This is a genomic window from Sphingomonas sp. ACRSK (genome assembly GCF_022346685.1).
Classification (GTDB): domain Bacteria; phylum Pseudomonadota; class Alphaproteobacteria; order Sphingomonadales; family Sphingomonadaceae; genus Sphingomonas; species Sphingomonas molluscorum.
Map to the genome: position 1 here is coordinate 125,496 of NZ_JAKRNR010000002.1, position 17,012 is coordinate 142,507.

The following is a 17,012-nucleotide window of genomic DNA, read 5'->3' on the forward strand; positions in this document are numbered from 1 at the left end:
TCCCGCCTCCGCGGGAGCACGGAACACTTCGCGGCGCGCCCGGCCCCTACCGCCCGCGAGCCCGCATCGCGATACACGCCGCCGCCCGCAGCTCCCGGTCCTCTACCGACCGCCAGCACCGCGCCAGCTCGGGCCGTGGCGGCATGGCCTGATACACGTCGCTGCCGACCCCGCGCTCGAACCAGAGCCGCAGATGTTGTGGCGCGATATCAGCCGCTTCCCCGCGATCGCTCGCAGCCCGTTCGAGCAGCGCCAGCCCCTGTTCCAGCGTCGCCGCCGGCCGCCGCTCCGGCTGCACCTCGCGATGCCCAGCGACGATCAGATTGCCCGTCTCCAGCGCCACCGTCGCACTCGGCCGCCCGGATCGCTCGATTGCGGTGATCGCCCGCGCATAGTCCGGCGGCTCAGCCGCAAGCGCTTCCTCCACGACCAGGTCGGTCGCGCGCTTGCTCGAATGCCAGTCCGGATCGTCGGCGCTCTGGCTCGAGCATCCCGCCAGCACGACCGCCAGCGCCAGCAGCGGCCTCATGTCAGCGGCAGCAGCGGCGCATAGTCCGCCAGCGTATAGGGCAGGGGGATGCGGCCGCCGTTCGCCAGCGTGAAATAATGCTGGGCGATCATGCCCATCTGTTCCAACCCATAGGCGGTGAAGGGTTTCCCCGGCTCCAGCCGATAGTCGTAATTGCGCTGGAACGGCCCGCGCACCCACACCCACTGCTTCAGCCCATACCATTGATAGAGGTGCGTCCCCTCGTGCACGAAGCTCGCCTTGCGCCACAACGGCACGCCGGGTGCGGCGAAATCGGGAACATGGGTTTCGCCGGGAAAATAGGCATGTCCGTTCGGCGCCATCGGCCGGTTGCCAGGAAACACGAACCACCATTTTCGCGGGTGGATGCGCACGCGCGCATAGTCAATACCCTCGCCGAACACGCCGCGCAGCATGGCTGTCTCGCCTGGACTCAACGGGCGGTGGCGCGGGGTCGCAGAGGGCCGTTCAGGCATCCGGGACATACGCGTCGAGCGGAAGTTTGTTGCACCGCGACGAAGTGAGCGCTCCCATGGTTGGGCTGCCCTTGTGGGGCCGGCGGTGCCCGCCTAACGAAGTCAGGCAAGCGGTAACAGCCGCAGCGAACCAGCAGCATGGGAGACCTCCAGAATGACGCCGATCGTCAGAGAAATTCTCGCGAACTACGAGTCCGACAATCCCGGCGTGAAGGCGAACCTCGCCCGCATCCTGATGCAGGGTCGGCTGGGCGGCACCGGCAAGCTGGTCATCCTGCCGGTCGACCAGGGGTTCGAGCATGGCCCGGCCCGCAGCTTCGCGGTCAACGAGCCGGCCTATGACCCGCATTACCATTTCCAGCTCGCGATCGACGCCGGCCTCTCCGCCTATGCAGCCCCGCTCGGGATGCTGGAGGCGGGTGCGGGCACCTTCGCCGGCCAGATCCCGACCATCCTGAAGGTCAACTCGTCCAACAGCTGGGCGACCGGCATTAACCAGGCGGTGACCGGCGGCGTCGACGATGCGCTCCGCCTCGGCTGCTCGGCGATCGGCTTCACCATCTACCCGGGCGCCGACGACGTGTTCGACATGATGGAAGAGATCCGCGAGCTTTCGGCCCAGGCCAAATCGGTCGGCATCGCCACCGTGATCTGGTCCTATCCGCGCGGCGGCAACCTCTCCAAGGACGGCGAGCTCGCGCTCGACGTGGGCGCCTATGCCGCCCACATGGCGGCGCTGCTCGGCGCGCACATCATCAAGGTGAAGCTGCCGACCGATCATATCGAGCAGAAGGAAGCCAAGAAGGTCTATGAGGGCTTCGACGCTTCCACCCAGGCCAAGCGCGTTGCCCATGTCGTGAAGAGCTGCTTCAACGGCCGCCGCATCGTCGTCTTCTCGGGCGGCGCCGCCAAGGGTGCCGACGCGGTCTACCAGGACGCACGCGACATCCGCGACGGCGGCGGCAATGGCTCGATCATCGGTCGCAACACCTTCCAGCGTCCGCGCGACGAGGCGCTGGCGATGCTCGACAAGATCATCGGCATCTACCAGGGTCAGGACTGATGGAGCGGCGCCCGCTGCTGGCCGGGCTCGCGCTCGCGCTGGTCGGCGGGCGCCTTCTCAACGGAGAGGTGGCGATGGCAGGCACGACCGCAGGTTTCGGCATGATCGGCAAGATCAGGGCAAGGCCCGGCACCCGTGCCGAGCTCGTCGCCATCCTCGCCAGCGGCACCGGCGCGATGCCGGGCTGCCTCGCCTATCTGATCGCCGAGGACGCGGCCGATCCGGACGCGATCTGGATCACCGAGCTTTGGGATCGCAAAGAAAGCCACGCCGCCTCGCTGAAGCTCCCGGCCGTTCAGGACGCGATCGCCAAGGGCCGCCCCCTGATCGCCGGCTTCGACCTCAGCGCCGAGACTCGCCCGGTCCCCGGCAGCTTCCTCGCCGGCGCCTGACGGAACCCGCACCCGCACCGGCACCCCGGCGAAGGCCGGGGCCCAGTTGGGAAACCTCTCCGCATCTCGCGAGCCGCCCGCAACTGGACCCCGGCCTCCGCCGGGGTACGGCTATGTGGATTGCGGTCGCAGTGCTCCCGCGAAGGCGGGAGCCCAGGGTACCGAGCGCCACCGCCGTTGCTCCACCAAACCCTGGATCCCCGCCTGCGCGGGGATACGGCACCTTACCGCCCTGCCTGCCGCAGCATCGCCTTCAGCGTCAGCGCATCGTGAATGGCATGCGCCTCGGCATCGTTGTTGAAATACGCCCACACTTCGCGCCCGGCGCGCACCTGCGCCATCATCCAGTCGGTCCAGCGCAGCAGCCGCTCCTCGGAATAGCGCCCCCAATACTTCCCCTCGCCGCCATGGAAGCGGACATAGGCGACCGGCCCCACCGCCAGGTCCGGGCTGTCCGACCCCGGCATGTCGTGCGCACAGAAACTCGCGCCATATCGCTCCAGCAACGCGAACACCCGGTCGTCGTACCAGCTCTTTTCCCGGAATTCGAAGACGTTGACGACGTCCTTTGGCACGAGTTCTAGGAACGCCTCCAGCCGCTCCAGGTTGACCTTGAACCGCGGCGGCAGCTGGTAGAGCACCGGCCCCAGCGTCTCCCCCAGATGCCGGAACGCCGGCATCATCCGCGCCATCGGCTCCTCGCAATCCTTCAGCTTCTTGGCCTGGGTCAGGAAGCGGTTGGCCTTCACCGCATAGCGAAAGCCCGGCGGCGCCTGTGCCGCCCAGCCGTCGAACGTTTCGGGTTTGGGGAGGCGATAGAAGCTGTTGTTGATCTCCACCGTGTCGAAATGCTCGGCGTAGAAGGCGAACCAGCGCTTGACCGCCAGCTTCTCGGGGTAGAAGCGGCCACGCCAATGCGGGTAGATCCAACCGGAGCACCCCACCCGAACTGCCGCGAACCCGGAGCTTTCCATGCACGATCCCGAAGACGACCTCGAAGCCGACAACGCGCTGGAAGGCTTTGCGGATCAATTCGAGGCCCACAATCGCCGGCCGGCCACCCAGCTCTATCTCATCTCGCCGCTCGACGTGTCCGGCGCCTTCCCGGACCGGCTCGCCCGCGCGCTCGATGCAGGTCCGGTCGCAGCCTTCCAGTTCCGCGTGAAGGACATGGACCAGCACGCCGCCGCGCGCCTCGCCGAGCCGCTCCAGCGCCTCTGCGCCGATCGCGAGGTCGCGTTCATCGTCAACGACAGCGTCAGCCTCGCCAAGCGGCTGGGCGCGGACGGCGTCCATCTCGGCCAGGAGGACGGCGACCCGCGCGAGGCCCGCGCCGCGCTCGGCCCGTCGGTCCAGATCGGCGTGACCTGCCACGACAGCCGCCACCTGGCGATGGGAGCGGGGGAGGCGGGAGCCGACTATGTCGCCTTCGGCAGCTTCTATCCTACCACCACCAAGGAAGTCCGCCACCGCGCGGAGCCGGCGATCCTGTCCTGGTGGACGACGCTGTTCGAGCTGCCCTGCGTCGCGATCGGCGGCATCACGCCGGACAATGCGCAGCCGCTGATCGACGCCGGCGCCGATTTCCTGGCGGTGAGCGGCTCGGTCTGGAACGGCGACGAAGCCGCCGCCGTCCGCGCCTTCACCGAACTGCTCGCCAAGGGGAAGACGCGCTAGGCTTCACGTTCCCGTGCTCCTGCGAAGGCAGGAGCCCAGGGTCCCAAGCACCGCACGTCGTTGCTCTGCTTGGCCCTGGATTCCTGCCTGCGCAGGAATACGGGTGTGACCAAAGGACGGCGCCCCTGTTTCGCAGAAGCCCCGCCTGCGCGGGGATACGCCGGGACTGGGGCGGGCCGGCACAACCCACCTGTACCCCGGCGAAGGCCGGAGCCCAGTCGGGAAGGCGCCCGTGAGACTCGCGACACCGCCGCCGCGGGATACCACCGCCCCCTCGAACGTTCTCCACCCGAAACATCCTCGGAGCGCGCGATGGGTCGAACAGCAATCGGCGGCACCACCAACCGGCGGGCACGCCAGCCATGAACCGCCTCGGCTGGTCGATCCTGCTGCTGCTGGTGCTCGCGGGCGGCGCATTTGCCCTGATGCTGTCGCCGGGCAGCACCCCACCGCCACCCGGCGTGGCCTCGGAACCGGCCCTCGCTCCGCCCGCCGCGCGGCTGCGTCCCAACGCCGCAGGCCTCATCGTCCCCGTCGCCGGGATCGCGCCCGAGCAACTCGTCGACACCTGGGACCAGAGCCGCGACGGCGGCGCGCGCGAGCATGAGGCGATCGACATCATGGCGCCGCGCGGCACGCCCGTGCTCGCCGCCCGCGGGGGCCGCATCGAGAAGCTGTTCGACAGCGCCGCCGGCGGCCACACCATCTACATCCGAACCGCCGATGGCGCCCACGTCGACTATTACGCGCACCTCGACGCCTATGCCTCCGGCTTGCAGGAGGGGCAGCTGGTGCGCCGGGGGCAGGGGATCGGCACCGTCGGCTCCACCGGCAACGCCAGCCCGGACGGTCCCCACCTCCATTTCGCGGTGAAGCACATGGCGCCGGGCGAGCGCTGGCACCAGGGCACGCCGCTCAACCCCTATCCGCTGCTTGCCGGAACCGGCGGCGGCGGCTAAAGCCGCGCGCATCGTGGCCCGGGCGATTTGCGTCGCCGGCCCTTGGCTCTTTCCACCACAGGTTCCAGCATGAAGATCAGCGGCGTCGACATCCGTCCCGGCAACATCATCGAATATGAAGGCGGCATCTGGCGTGCGGTGAAGATCCAGCACACCCAGCCTGGCAAGGGCGGCGCCTACATGCAGGTGGAGCTCAAGAACCTGCGCGACGGCCGCAAGAACAACGTCCGCTTCCGCTCGGCAGAGACGGTGGAGCGCGTGCGCCTCGACACCAAGGATTTCCAGTTCCTGTATCCGGAAGGCGACATGCTCGTCTTCATGGACAAGGAAACCTATGATCAGGTTTCGCTGCCGCGCGACCTGCTGGGCGATGCGGCCGCCTTCCTTCAGGACGGCATGGACGTGGTGATGGAACTCTACGACGAGGAAGCGATCAGCGTTCAGCTGCCCGACACGATCGAAGCCACGATCGTCGAGGCGGACGCGGTGGTGAAGGGGCAGACCGCCTCGTCTTCCTACAAGCCGGCCGTGCTGGACAATGGCGTGCGCGTCATGGTGCCGCCGCACATCGCCAGCGGAACCCGCATCGTGGTTGACGTGTACGAGCAGACCTACGTCCGCCGCGCGGACTGAGCAACGAGAGTAACGCGTATGAAGCTTCTCCTCCCCCTCGCGGCCGCGGCCGCCCTGGTCCTGAGCCCCGGCGCCTCGGCGCAAAAGGCGAAGAGCGGTGCCAAGCCCGCGGCTGCCAAGCCTGCCGCCGGCCAGCCCTCCCGCGAGGAGGTGGAGAACGCTTCCAAGACGCTTGCCGCGATGATCGGCGGGCTCCAGTCCGAAAAGGTGCCCGAACAGGTGAAGAGCGCGCTCTTCGCCTGCATCTATCGCGCGCCGCTGGCCGAGATCAGCCTGCGCACGACCGAGATGCTCAACAAGAACAAGGACAAGCTGAACGCGTCCAACACGACCGATCGCCTCTCGGCGGTCGCGGCCGTGTGCGGCGTGCGCGAAGCGCCTCCCGGCGCCGCGCCGGCTGCCAAGAAGCCCCAGGGACGCTAAATATCATGGTTGCACATTCCGGCCTCTTCACGGTCATGGAGCGCGCCGCGCGCAAGGCGGGTCCCCGCCTGCGTCGCGACTTCGGCGAGGTCCAGAACCTCCAGGTCAGCCGAAAGGGCCCGGCCGATTTCGTCTCGGTCGCCGACAAGCGCGCCGAACAGACGCTGGTCGAGGAACTGCGCAAGGCGCGTCCCGACTGGGGCTTCCTGTTGGAAGAAGGCGGCAAGATCGAAGGCGATCCCACCAAGCCGCGCTGGATCATCGATCCGCTCGACGGCACCAGCAACTTCCTCCATGGCATCCCGCACTTCGCGATCTCGATCGCGGTCGAGGAGCCGATGGGCGCCGGCGGTCAGCCGGAAATCACCACCGCGCTCGTCTATCAGCCGATCACCGACGAGAGCTTCTGGGCCGAGAAGGGCCGGGGCGCCTGGCACCAGGACCAGCGGCTGCGCGTCTCGGCACGCCGCGACCTGACCGAGTCGCTGATCGCGACCGGCATTCCCTTCATGGGCCACGGCAATTTCGCCGAGTGGAGCCGCATCTTCGGGGCCGTCGCACCCGAGGTCGCCGGCATCCGCCGCTTCGGCTCCGCCGCGCTCGACCTGGCCTGGGTCGCCGCCGGCCGCTTCGACGGCTATTGGGAATCGGGTCTCCAGCCCTGGGACATCGCGGCCGGCATCCTGCTGGTGCGCGAGGCCGGCGGCTTCGTGACAGACTTCAAGGGCGCCGACCGCGCCTTCATCAAGCGCGAAGTGCTGGCCGCCAACGACGCGCTTCACTCGCGCCTTCACAAGCTGGTCGCAGGCGCGCTGCGCTGACCTGACCGCGGCGGAACCTCGTGCGTTCCGCCGCCTTTTCGCGCCCCCGTGCGATTCGTCCGCCACCCGGTTCCAGGGCAGGCTGACGCCGCGTTTCGTTACAAATCTTGTCCCGCTCCGCACCGTCCGCGCCACTTGGCCGCGGGCGGCGCCGCGCGTGGCCGCGGCAAGCGGGTTCCAGCGCATAGCAGAGCCTAATTGCGAGCGATTCTCAAGGGGTTTGCGCCTTGATGCCTCCGGGTCATGCGCCTAGAAGCCCCTCAGCATTCCGCAACCGCGAGATGACCTTGGTCGACCTATCGCAATATCTGCCGATCCTGATTTTCCTTGGGATCGCGCTTCTCCTGTCCGGTGCCTTCGTGGCGCTGCCGATCCTGGTGTCGCGCCTCACCGGCGCGGACAAGCCCAATGCCGAGAAGCTCTCGGAATATGAATGCGGCTTCCCCGCATTCGAGGACTCGCGCAGCCAGTACGACGTCCGCTTCTATCTGGTGGCGATCCTCTTCATCGTCTTCGATCTGGAGGCGGCGTTCCTATATCCCTGGGCGGTGTCGGTGTTCGACCTCGGTTGGACGGCATGGATCTCCATGATGATCTTCATCGGCGAACTGGCGCTGGGCCTCGTGTACGCGTGGAAGATGGGAGCGTTGGATTGGGAGTAGAACTGAACCCGTCGCCTGCCGCTTTCGGTGAGCAGAACGCCCTGGCCCCCGGCGCGCACGTCGCGCCGGACCAGCGCTTCTTCGACGACCTGAACGGCGAGCTGACCGACAAGGGTTTCCTTGTCACCTCGACCGAAGACCTGTTCCATTGGGCGCGCACCGGCAGCTTGTGGTGGATGACCTTTGGTCTCGCATGCTGCGCGGTCGAAATGATCCACGTCAACATGCCGCGCTATGACATGGAGCGCTTCGGCGCGGCTCCGCGCGCGTCTCCGCGCCAGTCGGACGTGATGATCGTCGCGGGCACCTTGTGCAACAAGATGGCCCCCGCGCTGCGTCGCGTGTACGACCAGATGTCGGAGCCGAAGTACGTGATCTCGATGGGATCGTGCGCCAACGGCGGTGGCTATTACCACTATAGCTACAGCGTCGTGCGCGGCTGCGATCGCGTGGTGCCCGTGGACATCTACGTCCCCGGCTGCCCGCCGACCGCAGAGGCGCTGCTCTATGGCGTCATGCAGTTGCAGCGGAAGATCCGCCGTTCGGGGAGCATCGAACGGTGAGGGCGCCCGCACCTGCCTATGCCGCCAACGACGGCGTCATCGACACGGCGACCGCGGCCCTGGGCGCGGCGCTGCTCGAGGCGCAGGATCTCGTCGGCGAAGTGACGCTGCTGGTCGAGCGTGATCAGCTCGTGCTGGCGATGATCGCGCTGCGCGACACGCCGGGCCTCGAATATCAGCAGCTGATGGAGATCGCCGGCGTCGACTATCCGTCGCGCGTCGAGCGGTTCGACGTCTGCTACCACCTGCTCTCGGTCACCCGGAACCACCGCATCCGCGTGCGCGTGCGCACCGACGAGGTGCAGCCGGTGCCGTCGGTGACGGGCATCTGGCCCGTCGCGGGCTGGCTCGAGCGCGAAGTGTTCGACATGTACGGCGTGATCTTCGAGGGCAACCTCGACCTGCGCCGCATCCTGACGGACTATGGCTTCCGCGGCCACCCGCAGCGCAAGGACTTCCCGCTCTCCGGCTTCGCCGAGGTGCGTTATTCCGAAGCCGCCAAGCGCGTGGTCTATGAGCCGGTGCAGCTGGCGCAGGACTTCCGCAGCTTCGACTTCATGAGCCCGTGGGAAGGCGCGGAATACGTCCTCCCGGGTGACGAGAAGGCGGCACCTGCGGGCGAGCACAAGGCGGCGCTGCCGCAGGCCAAGGGTGCGCCCTCGCCGGTGACGGCCGAGCAGGTGCGCCGCGCCGACGACGACAAGAAGGATTCGCCGCCGAACGCGCCGGAGGCGAAGGTCACCGACTCTCCCGCGCAGACCGGCGTCGGCAAGTCCGATCCGGGCAACAAGCCGGAGGAAAAGCCCAAGGATCCGGATGTGATTCCGTCCAAGGGCGAAGGGCAGAACCAGTAATGGCTGAGTATCTCGACCAGCTCGACCATCGCGCCGACGATCATACGTCGACCGGCGATGTCGAGATCCAGAACTACACGATCAACTTCGGGCCCCAGCACCCGGCGGCGCACGGCGTGCTGCGTCTGGTGATGGAGCTCGACGGCGAGATCGTCGAGCGGGTCGACCCGCACGTCGGCCTGCTGCATCGCGGGACTGAAAAGTTCATCGAGCACAAGACCTATCTGCAGTCGATCCCGTACTTCGACCGGCTCGACTACTGCTCGCCGATGTGCATGGAGCACAGCTATGTGCTCGCGATCGAGAAGCTGCTCGACCTCGAAGTGCCGCTGCGTGCGCAGTACCTCCGCGTGTTCTTCGCGGAGCTGACCCGCATCAAGAACCACATGCTGAACCTCGGTTCGCACATCATGGACGTGGGCGCGATGACGCCCAACCTGTGGCTGTTCGAGCTGCGCGAAGACTGCATGAACTTCTATGAGCGTGCCTCGGGCGCGCGCATGCATGCGAACTATTTCCGCCCGGGCGGCGTCCGCCAGGACGTGCCGCTCAAGCTGCTGACCGACATCGCCGAGTGGCTCGACACCCGCCTGCCGCGCCTGTTCGAGGATGCGATCAGCCTGGTGGCCGAAAACCGCATCTTCAAGCAGCGCAACGTCGACATCGCGATCGTCAGCCGCGAAGACGCCCTCAAGTGGGGCTTCTCGGGTCCGATGATCCGCGCCGCGGGCCTGCCGTGGGATCTGCGCAAGTCGCAGCCCTATGACGTTTACGGTCGCATGAACTTCGACGTGCCGGTCGGCACGCGGGGCGACTGCTACGACCGGTTCATGGTTCGCGTGGAAGAGGTGCGCCAGTCGGCGCGCATCATGAAGCAGTGCCTGGCCGAAATGCCGGAAGGTCCCACGCTCAGCCTCGACCGTAAGGTCGCGCCGCCGAAGCGTGGCGAGATGAAGCGCTCGATGGAAGCGCTCATCCACCACTTCAAATATTTCACCGAGGGCTTCCACGTGCCCGCCGGCGAAGTCTATGTCGCGACCGAGAGCCCCAAGGGCGAGTTCGGCGTGTATCTGGTCTCCGACGGCACCAACAAGCCGTACCGGTGCAAGATCCGCCCGACCGCGTTCAGCCACCTCCAGGCGATGGACTTCATGTCGAAGGGGCACATGCTCGCCGACACGACCGCCATCCTGGGCGCGATGGACATTGTTTTTGGTGAATGTGACCGCTGATGGCTGACGCACCCCATATTCCGGACGAGGCAGAGACCCGCGCACGCTGGGGCAACTTCGCGTGGAACGAGAAGAACGCCGAAAAGGCGCGCGAGATCCTGTCGCGCTATCCGGCAGGCCGCGAGCAATCGGCCTCAATCCCGTTCCTCGACCTGGCCCAGCGCCAGGTCGGCGAGGAGACGAACACCCAGGGCTGGCTGCCGGTCCCGGTGATCGAGTTCGTCGCGCGCGAGATCGGCGTCGCCTATATCCGCGTGTTCGAGGTCGCGACCTTTTACACCATGTTCAACCTGGCGCCGGTCGGCCGCTACCATGTGCAGGTCTGCGGCACGACGCCGTGCATGCTGCGCGGCTCCGACGACGTGCTCGCGGCCTGCAAGAACCGCGGCCTTGCCAAGGGCAAGACCACGCCGGACGGCCTGTTCACGCTGACCGAGGTCGAGTGCCTGGGTACCTGCGCCAACGCGCCGATGGTCCAGATCAACGACGATAACTTCGAAGATCTCGACTACGACAAGACCGTCGCGATCCTGGACGCGCTGGCCCGGGGCGAGACCCCGAAGCCCGGTCCGCAGATCGAGCGTCAGGCGAGCGCGCCGGAAGGCGGCCCGACGTCGCTCCAGGCGATGGTGACCGAGAACCACGACTATCGCGGCGAATGGGGTTCGGCGGCGTGAAGGCGCTGGGATCCCTGATCCTGGCGATCCTCGTCGGGTTCGTGGCGCTCTGGGTGCTGCTGCAGCTGTTCGTGGGGGCGCTGAAGCTGATCGGCGTCCTGATCGCGATCGGCGTGGCGGTTGTGGCCTATTTGCTGGCCGAAAAGCTTATCGGGAAGGGGCGCTGACCGTGCTCGCGGACAAGGACCGTATCTTCACCAACGTCTACGGCTTCCAGCCGTGGAACCTGGACGCAGCGATCAAGCGCGGCGACTGGGACAATACCAAGGCGCTGCTCCAGCTCGGCCCCGATGTGATCATCGATCGCATCAAGGCGTCGGGCCTGCGCGGGCGCGGGGGCGCAGGCTTCCCGACCGGCATGAAGTGGAGCTTCATGCCCAAGAACCCGACGCCGGAACGGCCGAGCTTCCTGGTCATCAACGCCGACGAGTCCGAGCCCGGCTCGTGCAAGGACCGCGAGATCATCCGCCACGATCCGCACAAGCTGATCGAGGGCGCGCTGGTCGCCGGCTTCGCGATGCGGGCGCGCGCCGCCTACATCTACATCCGCGGCGAATATATCCGTGAGGCAGAGACGCTGTTCGCGGCCGTCGCAGAGGCGTACGCCCGCGGCCTGGTCGGCAAGAACGCCTGCGGTTCGGGCTATGACTTCGACGTCTTCGTGCACCGCGGTGCCGGCGCCTACATCTGCGGCGAAGAGACCGCGATGCTGGAAAGCCTGGAAGGCAAGAAGGGCCAGCCGCGCCTGAAGCCGCCGTTCCCGGCCGGTGCGGGCCTCTATGGCTGCCCGACCACGGTCAACAACGTGGAGTCGATCGCGGTCGCGCCGACGATCCTGCGGCGCGGTCCCGAATGGTTCTCCAGCTTCGGCAACGAGAACAACAAGGGCACCAAGCTCTTCCAGATCAGCGGCCATGTGAACCGTCCGTGCGTGGTGGAGGAGGCGATGTCGATCTCCTTCCGCGAACTGATCGAGACGCATTGCGGCGGCATCCGCGGTGGCTGGGACAATCTGCTCGCGGTGATCCCGGGCGGCTCGTCCGTGCCGCTGGTGCCGGCGGCGCAGATCATGGACGCGCCGATGGACTTCGATGGCCTGAAGGCGCTCGGCTCGGGCCTGGGCACCGCGGCGATCATCGTCATGGACAAGTCCACCGACATCGTCCGCGCGATCAGCCGCCTGTCGTACTTCTACAAGCACGAGAGCTGCGGCCAGTGCACGCCTTGCCGCGAGGGCACGGGCTGGATGTGGCGGGTGATGGAGCGGCTGCGCACCGGCGACGCCGACATTTCCGAGATCGACACGCTGCAACAGGTCACCAAGCAGGTCGAAGGTCATACCATCTGCGCGCTCGGCGACGCGGCGGCATGGCCGATCCAGGGCTTGATCCGACACTTCCGCCCCGAAATCGAACGCCGCATCCTCGAGAAGCGCGGCGGCGGGCTGGAACCGATGATGGAAGCTGCCGAGTAATGCCGAAGCTCAAAGTAGACGGGATCGAAGTAGAGGTCCCCCAGGGCGCCACGGTGCTCCAGGCGTGCGAGATCGCGGGCAAGGAAATCCCGCGCTTCTGCTACCACGAACGCCTGTCGATCGCCGGCAACTGCCGCATGTGCCTGGTCGAGGTGAAGCCCGGGCCGCCCAAGCCGCAGGCGTCGTGCGCGCTTCCGGCCGCCGACGGTCAGGAAGTCCGCACCGACAGCGCGATGGTCAAGGCCGCGCGCGAAGGCGTGATGGAGTTCCTGCTCATCAACCACCCGCTCGACTGCCCGATCTGCGATCAGGGCGGCGAGTGCGACCTGCAGGACCAGTCGGTCGCCTATGGCCGCGGCATTTCTCGCTATGACGAGAACAAGCGCGCCGTGACCGAGAAGTACATGGGCCCCATCGTCAAGACGGTGATGACCCGCTGCATCCAGTGCACGCGCTGCGTCCGCTTTGCGGAGGAAGTCGCGGGCGTGGAGGAAATCGGCGCGATCTATCGCGGCGAGGACATGCAGATCACTTCCTACCTCGAGCGCGCGGTGTCGAGCGAGCTCTCGGGCAATGTCGTCGACCTCTGCCCGGTCGGCGCGCTGACCTCGAAGCCCTATGCGTTCGAAGCGCGCCCGTGGGAGCTCAAGAAGACGCTCGCCATCGACGTGATGGACGCGGTCGGCACCAACATTCGGCTCGACAGCCGCGGTCGCCAGGTGCTGCGCGCGCTCCCGCGCATCAACGAGGACGTCAACGAGGAGTGGGCGCACGACAAGACCCGCCACGCGGTCGACGGTCTCGTGCGCAAGCGGCTTGACCGCCCGTACGTGCGCCGCGACGGCAAGCTGGTCGCGGTCGAGTGGGACGAGGGGTTCGATGCGATCGCCGCGGTCAACGCCGGCTCCAGCGTCGCCGCGATCGCGGGTGATCTTCTCGATTGCGAGACCATGTTCGCCGCCAAGGCGCTGGTCCGCAACCTGGGCTCGTCGCTGATCGAAGGCCGTCAGACCGGCATGGCCTATGACGTCTCGAACCTCGGCGCGGTGGCGTTCAACACCACCATCGCCGGTGTCGAGCAGGCCGACGCGATCCTGCTGGTCGGCACCGACCTCCGTCACGAGGCGCCGCTGGTGAACACCCGCGTGCGCAAGGCGATCAAGCGCGGCGCGCGCGTGTTCGCGATCGGGCCGGAGACGGACCTGACCTACAAGGTCGAGTGGCTGGGCGAGGACCTGTCGCTGCTGGGCGGTCTTCCCGACCGCGCCGCAGAGGCGCTGGACGCGGCCGAGCGGCCGATGGTCATCGTCGGCCCGGGCGCCCTCAAGAACGGTCATGCAGCCGCGCTCAAGCTCGCCACCGACGGCAATCTGGTTCGCGATGGCTGGAACGGCTTCAACGTCGTCCACACCGCGGCGGCGCGCATGGGCGGGCTGATGCTCGGCTTCGCGCAGCCGGGTGGCATCGCCGATATCGTTGCTGCCAATCCGAAGCTCGTGTTCTTCCTGGGCGCGGACGAGGTGGACTTCTCGGCGTTCGCGGGCAGCTTCAAGGTCTACATCGGCCACCACGGCGACAAGGGCGCGCACCATGCGGACGTGATCCTGCCGGGTGCGAGCTACGCCGAAAAGGCGGGCACCTATGTGAACCTGGAAGGGCGCGTGCAGCGTGGCGATGCGGCGGTGTTCGCACCGGGCGACGCACGCGAGGACTGGACGATCCTGCGCGCGCTGTCGGACCGACTGGGCGCGACCCTGCCGTTCGACACGTTCCAGGCGCTGCGCGCGGCGATGTTCGCCGAAGTGCCCGCGCTCGCCACCGAGGGGCTGGTCCGCTACGACTGGAACCCGCCGGTGCTGGACGCGCGTGCCGAAGGCAGCGTCACCTATCCGATCGCCGACTTCTATCTCACCAACGCCATCTGCCGCGCGAGCCCGACGATGCAGCGCTGCTCGGCTGAACTGGTCCATGGCCAGGATTTCGCGGAGGCCGCGGAGTGACTTCGTTCTTTCAGAATACCGTAGGGCTTCCCTACGACTGGGCGTGGTTCGTCGGCACGGTCGTCTCGATCCTGCTGATCGCGCTGCCGCTGATGCTGGCTGTCGCCATGATCATCTACGCCGATCGCAAGATCTGGGCGGCGATGGCGCTGCGCCGCGGCCCCAACGTTGTCGGTCCGTTCGGCCTGCTGCAGAGCTTCGCCGACGGCCTGAAGGTGTTCCTCCAGGAAACCATCATCCCGACCAGCGCGAACAAGGGCCTGTTCCTGCTCGCGCCGATCATCACCTTCACGGTCGCGCTGATCGTGTGGGCGGTGGTGCCGTTCCAGGAGGGCATGGTCCTCTCGAACATCAACGTCGGCCTGCTCTACGTGCTCGCGGCCTCGTCGCTCGGCGTCTACGGCATCATCATCGCGGGCTGGGCGTCCAACTCGAAGTATCCCTTCTACTCCGCGCTTCGCGGTGCCGCGCAGATGGTGTCGTACGAGGTCGCCATCGGCTTCGTGCTGATCGCGGTGGTGCTCTGGGCCGGGTCGTTCAACCTCTCGACCATCGTGACGGAGCAGAAGGGGCACATCTTCGGCTTCATCAACGGCTTCGGCTTCAACCCGCTGCTGTTCCCGATGGCCGTCGTGTTCCTGATCTCGTCCATGGCCGAGACCCAGCGCGCCCCGTTCGACTTGACCGAGGCGGAGTCCGAGCTCGTCGCCGGCTACCAGACCGAATACAGCTCGATGGCGTTCGCGCTGTTCTGGCTGGGTGAGTATGCCAACGTCCTCCTGATGTGCGCGCTCAATGCGACGCTGTTCTGGGGTGGCTGGCTGCCGCCGGTCGACTGGGCGCCGCTCTACATGGTCCCGGGCATCATCTGGCTGTTCGCCAAGATCCTGTTCTTCTTCTTCGTGTTCAGCTGGGTTCGCGCGACGGTGCCGCGGTACCGTTACGACCAGCTGATGCGGCTTGGCTGGAAGATCTTCCTGCCGCTGTCGCTGTTGTTCGTGTTCATGGTGTCGGGGTATCTCATGCTCGACCGCGTTGGAGTGCCCGCATGAGCGTCGCACAGGTAATCCGATCGTTCACGCTGTGGGAGTTCATCAAGGCCCACGCGCTGACCTTGCGCTATTTCTTCAAGCCCAAGGCGACGATCAACTATCCGTACGAGAAGAACCCGCTGTCGCCCCGCTTCCGCGGTGAGCATGCGCTGCGTCGCTATCCCAATGGCGAAGAGCGCTGCATCGCGTGCAAGCTGTGCGAGGCGGTGTGCCCGGCGCTGGCGATCACGATCGAGGCCGAACCGCGCGAGGACGGCAGCCGCCGCACCACGCGCTACGACATCGACATGACCAAGTGCATCTACTGCGGTCTCTGCCAGGAGGCATGCCCGGTGGACGCCGTCGTCGAGGGGCCCAACTTCGAGTTCGCGACCGAGACGCGCGAGGAGCTGATCTACCACAAGGACAAGCTGCTCGCGAACGGGGACCGCTGGGAACGCGCCATCGCCGCGAACCTTGCGAGCGACGCGCCGTACCGGTAATGCGCGCGACTTCGAAATTCATGCCGTTCGGGCCGAGCCAGTCGAGGCCCTGCGCTGCTTCCTCAAGAAGTGAACCGGCCTCGCGCAGCGCGCGGGGCGAACGGAGGGCAGGGGGCCCAACGCGTCCGTGATCCATACACTCGCCTTTTATCTCTTCGCCGCGGTGGTGATCGTGTCGGCGGCGCTGACGATCACGTCGCGCAACCCGGTCCACGCCGTCCTCTGGCTGATCCTCGCGTTCTTCAACGCGGCCGGCCTGATGGTGCTCGTCGGTGCCGAGTTCATCGCGATGCTGCTCGTCATCGTCTATGTGGGCGCGGTCGCCGTGCTGTTCCTGTTCGTGGTCATGATGCTCGACATCGACTTCGCGGAGCTGCGCGCGGGCTTCGTCCGCTACCTGCCGCTGGGCCTGGTGCTCGCGGTGGCGCTGGTGGCAGAGATCCTGATCGCGGTCGGCGCCTGGTCGGCAGGCCGCATCGAGCTCGGCCGGCGCATCGCGCCGATCGACGGCGCGCTCCCGAACATCGAGGCGATCGGCCACCTGCTCTACACGCGCTACCTCTACGTCTTCGAAGGCGCGGGGCTGGTGCTGCTGGTCGCCATGATCGGCGCGATCGTGCTCACGCACCGCAACCGCACCGACAGCCATCGCCAGAACGTCAGCCGCCAGGTCAACCGTCGTTCCAAGGACGCGACTCGCAACGTCAATCAGCCCGTCGGGCAGGGAGTGGAGCTGTGATCGGTCTGATCCATTATCTGGTCGTGGGGGCGATCCTGTTCACGCTCGGCGTGCTCGGCATCTTCCTCAACCGGAAGAACCTGATCGTGCTGCTGATGGCGATCGAGCTGATCCTGCTCAGCGTGAACATCAACTTCGTGGCCTTTTCCTCCTACCTGGGCGACCTGGTGGGGCAGGTGTTCGCGATGTTCGTGCTCACCGTGGCCGCCGGCGAAGCCGCCATCGGCCTGGCGATCCTGGTGATCTATTTCCGTGGCCGCGGCGCGATCTCGGTCGACGACGTCAACCGGATGAAGGGGTGATC

The 17,012-nt window shown here is 66.9% G+C and carries 22 protein-coding genes; 19 read left to right on the forward strand and 3 right to left on the reverse strand.

The genetic code is table 11. The annotated features are described in order from the left end of the window. Positions 1-46 precede the first annotated feature (46 nt). Positions 47-529 (reverse strand): hypothetical protein, encoded by a 483-nt coding sequence (locus tag MHZ35_RS01860; protein ID WP_239434127.1) that lies wholly within the window; start codon positions 527-529, stop codon positions 47-49. Next, a complete protein-coding gene (locus MHZ35_RS01865) occupies positions 526-945 on the reverse strand; it encodes a vgr related protein (RefSeq protein ID WP_239434128.1) in 420 nt (139 codons plus the stop codon). The genes MHZ35_RS01860 and MHZ35_RS01865 overlap by 4 nt, the downstream gene beginning before the upstream one ends. Before the next feature lie 214 nt (positions 946-1,159). Here MHZ35_RS01865 and MHZ35_RS01870 point away from each other — a divergent pair, with 214 nt between their 5' ends. Both MHZ35_RS01870 and MHZ35_RS01875 read left to right on the forward strand, forming a co-directional pair. Then, positions 1,160-2,068, forward strand: a complete 909-nt coding sequence (locus MHZ35_RS01870) for a class I fructose-bisphosphate aldolase (RefSeq protein ID WP_239434129.1) — start codon at positions 1,160-1,162, stop codon at positions 2,066-2,068. Then, the gene (locus MHZ35_RS01875; RefSeq protein WP_446741001.1) at positions 2,068-2,460 is read left to right on the forward strand and encodes a putative quinol monooxygenase; all 393 of its coding nucleotides are present in this window, start codon (positions 2,068-2,070) and stop codon (positions 2,458-2,460) included. The genes MHZ35_RS01870 and MHZ35_RS01875 overlap by 1 nt, the downstream gene beginning before the upstream one ends. Positions 2,461-2,684: 224 nt before the next feature. Here MHZ35_RS01875 and MHZ35_RS01880 read toward each other — a convergent pair whose 3' ends face one another. After that, entirely contained in the window at positions 2,685-3,434 is a 750-nt protein-coding gene (locus MHZ35_RS01880) for a DUF72 domain-containing protein (protein ID WP_239434130.1), read from the reverse strand. On the opposite strand from MHZ35_RS01880, the gene thiE reads away from it, so the two are divergent. The 17 genes from thiE (at position 3,433) to nuoK (ending at position 17,010) form a co-directional block, all read left to right on the forward strand. Continuing rightward, positions 3,433-4,137 carry a thiamine phosphate synthase gene (thiE, locus tag MHZ35_RS01885; protein WP_239434131.1) on the forward strand — a complete coding sequence of 235 codons (705 nt, stop codon included), beginning with the start codon at positions 3,433-3,435 and terminating at the stop codon, positions 4,135-4,137. The two genes, MHZ35_RS01880 and thiE, sit on opposite strands and share 2 nt — an antisense overlap. Positions 4,138-4,499: 362 nt before the next feature. Next, entirely contained in the window at positions 4,500-5,096 is a 597-nt protein-coding gene (locus tag MHZ35_RS01890; RefSeq protein ID WP_239434132.1) for a M23 family metallopeptidase, read from the forward strand. Between the two features lie 69 nt (positions 5,097-5,165). Beyond that, complete coding sequence (gene efp, locus MHZ35_RS01895) at positions 5,166-5,729, forward strand: elongation factor P (protein WP_125960050.1); 564 nt, start codon at positions 5,166-5,168, stop codon at positions 5,727-5,729. Positions 5,730-5,747: 18 nt separating this feature from the next. Further along, the gene (locus MHZ35_RS01900) at positions 5,748-6,152 is read left to right on the forward strand and encodes a hypothetical protein (RefSeq protein ID WP_125960049.1); all 405 of its coding nucleotides are present in this window, start codon (positions 5,748-5,750) and stop codon (positions 6,150-6,152) included. Between the two features lie 5 nt (positions 6,153-6,157). After that, positions 6,158-6,973 carry an inositol monophosphatase family protein gene (locus MHZ35_RS01905; protein WP_239434133.1) on the forward strand — a complete coding sequence of 272 codons (816 nt, stop codon included), beginning with the start codon at positions 6,158-6,160 and terminating at the stop codon, positions 6,971-6,973. 287 nt (positions 6,974-7,260) lie between these two features. Next, positions 7,261-7,635, forward strand: coding sequence for an NADH-quinone oxidoreductase subunit A (gene ndhC / locus MHZ35_RS01910; protein ID WP_125960149.1), 375 nt, complete (start codon positions 7,261-7,263; stop codon positions 7,633-7,635). A 2-nt stretch (positions 7,636-7,637) separates the two neighbouring features. Continuing rightward, positions 7,638-8,198: a NuoB/complex I 20 kDa subunit family protein gene (locus MHZ35_RS01915; protein ID WP_317893264.1), complete on the forward strand. Its 561-nt coding sequence runs from the start codon at positions 7,638-7,640 to the stop codon at positions 8,196-8,198. Next, the gene (locus MHZ35_RS01920; protein WP_239434134.1) at positions 8,195-9,052 is read left to right on the forward strand and encodes an NADH-quinone oxidoreductase subunit C; all 858 of its coding nucleotides are present in this window, start codon (positions 8,195-8,197) and stop codon (positions 9,050-9,052) included. Before MHZ35_RS01915 ends, MHZ35_RS01920 begins: the two co-directional genes overlap by 4 nt. After that, positions 9,052-10,284, forward strand: coding sequence for an NADH-quinone oxidoreductase subunit D (locus tag MHZ35_RS01925; RefSeq protein ID WP_132881996.1), 1,233 nt, complete (start codon positions 9,052-9,054; stop codon positions 10,282-10,284). The genes MHZ35_RS01920 and MHZ35_RS01925 overlap by 1 nt, the downstream gene beginning before the upstream one ends. Continuing rightward, the gene (locus MHZ35_RS01930; protein ID WP_125960045.1) at positions 10,284-10,961 is read left to right on the forward strand and encodes a complex I 24 kDa subunit family protein; all 678 of its coding nucleotides are present in this window, start codon (positions 10,284-10,286) and stop codon (positions 10,959-10,961) included. The genes MHZ35_RS01925 and MHZ35_RS01930 overlap by 1 nt, the downstream gene beginning before the upstream one ends. Next, positions 10,958-11,128, forward strand: coding sequence for a hypothetical protein (locus MHZ35_RS01935; protein ID WP_165284517.1), 171 nt, complete (start codon positions 10,958-10,960; stop codon positions 11,126-11,128). Before MHZ35_RS01930 ends, MHZ35_RS01935 begins: the two co-directional genes overlap by 4 nt. 2 nt (positions 11,129-11,130) lie before the next feature. After that, on the forward strand, positions 11,131-12,435 hold the full coding sequence (gene nuoF, locus MHZ35_RS01940) for an NADH-quinone oxidoreductase subunit NuoF (RefSeq protein WP_125960043.1): 1,305 nt from the start codon (positions 11,131-11,133) through the stop codon (positions 12,433-12,435). Further along, a complete protein-coding gene (nuoG, locus tag MHZ35_RS01945; RefSeq protein ID WP_239434135.1) occupies positions 12,435-14,435 on the forward strand; it encodes an NADH-quinone oxidoreductase subunit NuoG in 2,001 nt (666 codons plus the stop codon). The genes nuoF and nuoG overlap by 1 nt, the downstream gene beginning before the upstream one ends. Further along, entirely contained in the window at positions 14,432-15,487 is a 1,056-nt protein-coding gene (gene nuoH, locus MHZ35_RS01950; RefSeq protein ID WP_129340855.1) for an NADH-quinone oxidoreductase subunit NuoH, read from the forward strand. The genes nuoG and nuoH overlap by 4 nt, the downstream gene beginning before the upstream one ends. Then, the gene (gene nuoI, locus MHZ35_RS01955) at positions 15,484-15,969 is read left to right on the forward strand and encodes an NADH-quinone oxidoreductase subunit NuoI (RefSeq protein ID WP_125960040.1); all 486 of its coding nucleotides are present in this window, start codon (positions 15,484-15,486) and stop codon (positions 15,967-15,969) included. Before nuoH ends, nuoI begins: the two co-directional genes overlap by 4 nt. 127 nt (positions 15,970-16,096) lie before the next feature. After that, on the forward strand, positions 16,097-16,708 hold the full coding sequence (locus MHZ35_RS01960) for an NADH-quinone oxidoreductase subunit J (RefSeq protein WP_125960039.1): 612 nt from the start codon (positions 16,097-16,099) through the stop codon (positions 16,706-16,708). After that, positions 16,705-17,010: an NADH-quinone oxidoreductase subunit NuoK gene (nuoK, locus tag MHZ35_RS01965; RefSeq protein ID WP_239434136.1), complete on the forward strand. Its 306-nt coding sequence runs from the start codon at positions 16,705-16,707 to the stop codon at positions 17,008-17,010. The genes MHZ35_RS01960 and nuoK overlap by 4 nt, the downstream gene beginning before the upstream one ends. The last annotated feature ends 2 nt before the right edge of the window (positions 17,011-17,012 follow it).

Excerpts from the sequence above, each read along its gene's own strand:
- MHZ35_RS01860 (WP_239434127.1), bottom strand. The coding sequence starts at position 529 with ATGAGGCCGCTGCTGGCGCTGGCGGTCGTGCTGGCGGGATGCTCGAGC.
- MHZ35_RS01865 (WP_239434128.1), bottom strand. The coding sequence starts at position 945 with ATGCTGCGCGGCGTGTTCGGCGAGGGTATTGACTATGCGCGCGTGCGC.
- MHZ35_RS01870 (WP_239434129.1), top strand. The coding sequence starts at position 1,160 with ATGACGCCGATCGTCAGAGAAATTCTCGCGAACTACGAGTCCGACAAT.
- MHZ35_RS01875 (WP_446741001.1), top strand. The coding sequence starts at position 2,068 with ATGGAGCGGCGCCCGCTGCTGGCCGGGCTCGCGCTCGCGCTGGTCGGC.
- thiE (WP_239434131.1), top strand. The coding sequence starts at position 3,433 with ATGCACGATCCCGAAGACGACCTCGAAGCCGACAACGCGCTGGAAGGC.
- MHZ35_RS01880 (WP_239434130.1), bottom strand. The coding sequence starts at position 3,434 with ATGGAAAGCTCCGGGTTCGCGGCAGTTCGGGTGGGGTGCTCCGGTTGG.
- MHZ35_RS01890 (WP_239434132.1), top strand. The coding sequence starts at position 4,500 with ATGAACCGCCTCGGCTGGTCGATCCTGCTGCTGCTGGTGCTCGCGGGC.
- efp (WP_125960050.1), top strand. The coding sequence starts at position 5,166 with ATGAAGATCAGCGGCGTCGACATCCGTCCCGGCAACATCATCGAATAT.
- MHZ35_RS01900 (WP_125960049.1), top strand. The coding sequence starts at position 5,748 with ATGAAGCTTCTCCTCCCCCTCGCGGCCGCGGCCGCCCTGGTCCTGAGC.
- MHZ35_RS01905 (WP_239434133.1), top strand. The coding sequence starts at position 6,158 with ATGGTTGCACATTCCGGCCTCTTCACGGTCATGGAGCGCGCCGCGCGC.
- MHZ35_RS01925 (WP_132881996.1), top strand. The coding sequence starts at position 9,052 with ATGGCTGAGTATCTCGACCAGCTCGACCATCGCGCCGACGATCATACG.
- MHZ35_RS01930 (WP_125960045.1), top strand. The coding sequence starts at position 10,284 with ATGGCTGACGCACCCCATATTCCGGACGAGGCAGAGACCCGCGCACGC.
- nuoG (WP_239434135.1), top strand. The coding sequence starts at position 12,435 with ATGCCGAAGCTCAAAGTAGACGGGATCGAAGTAGAGGTCCCCCAGGGC.
- nuoI (WP_125960040.1), top strand. The coding sequence starts at position 15,484 with ATGAGCGTCGCACAGGTAATCCGATCGTTCACGCTGTGGGAGTTCATC.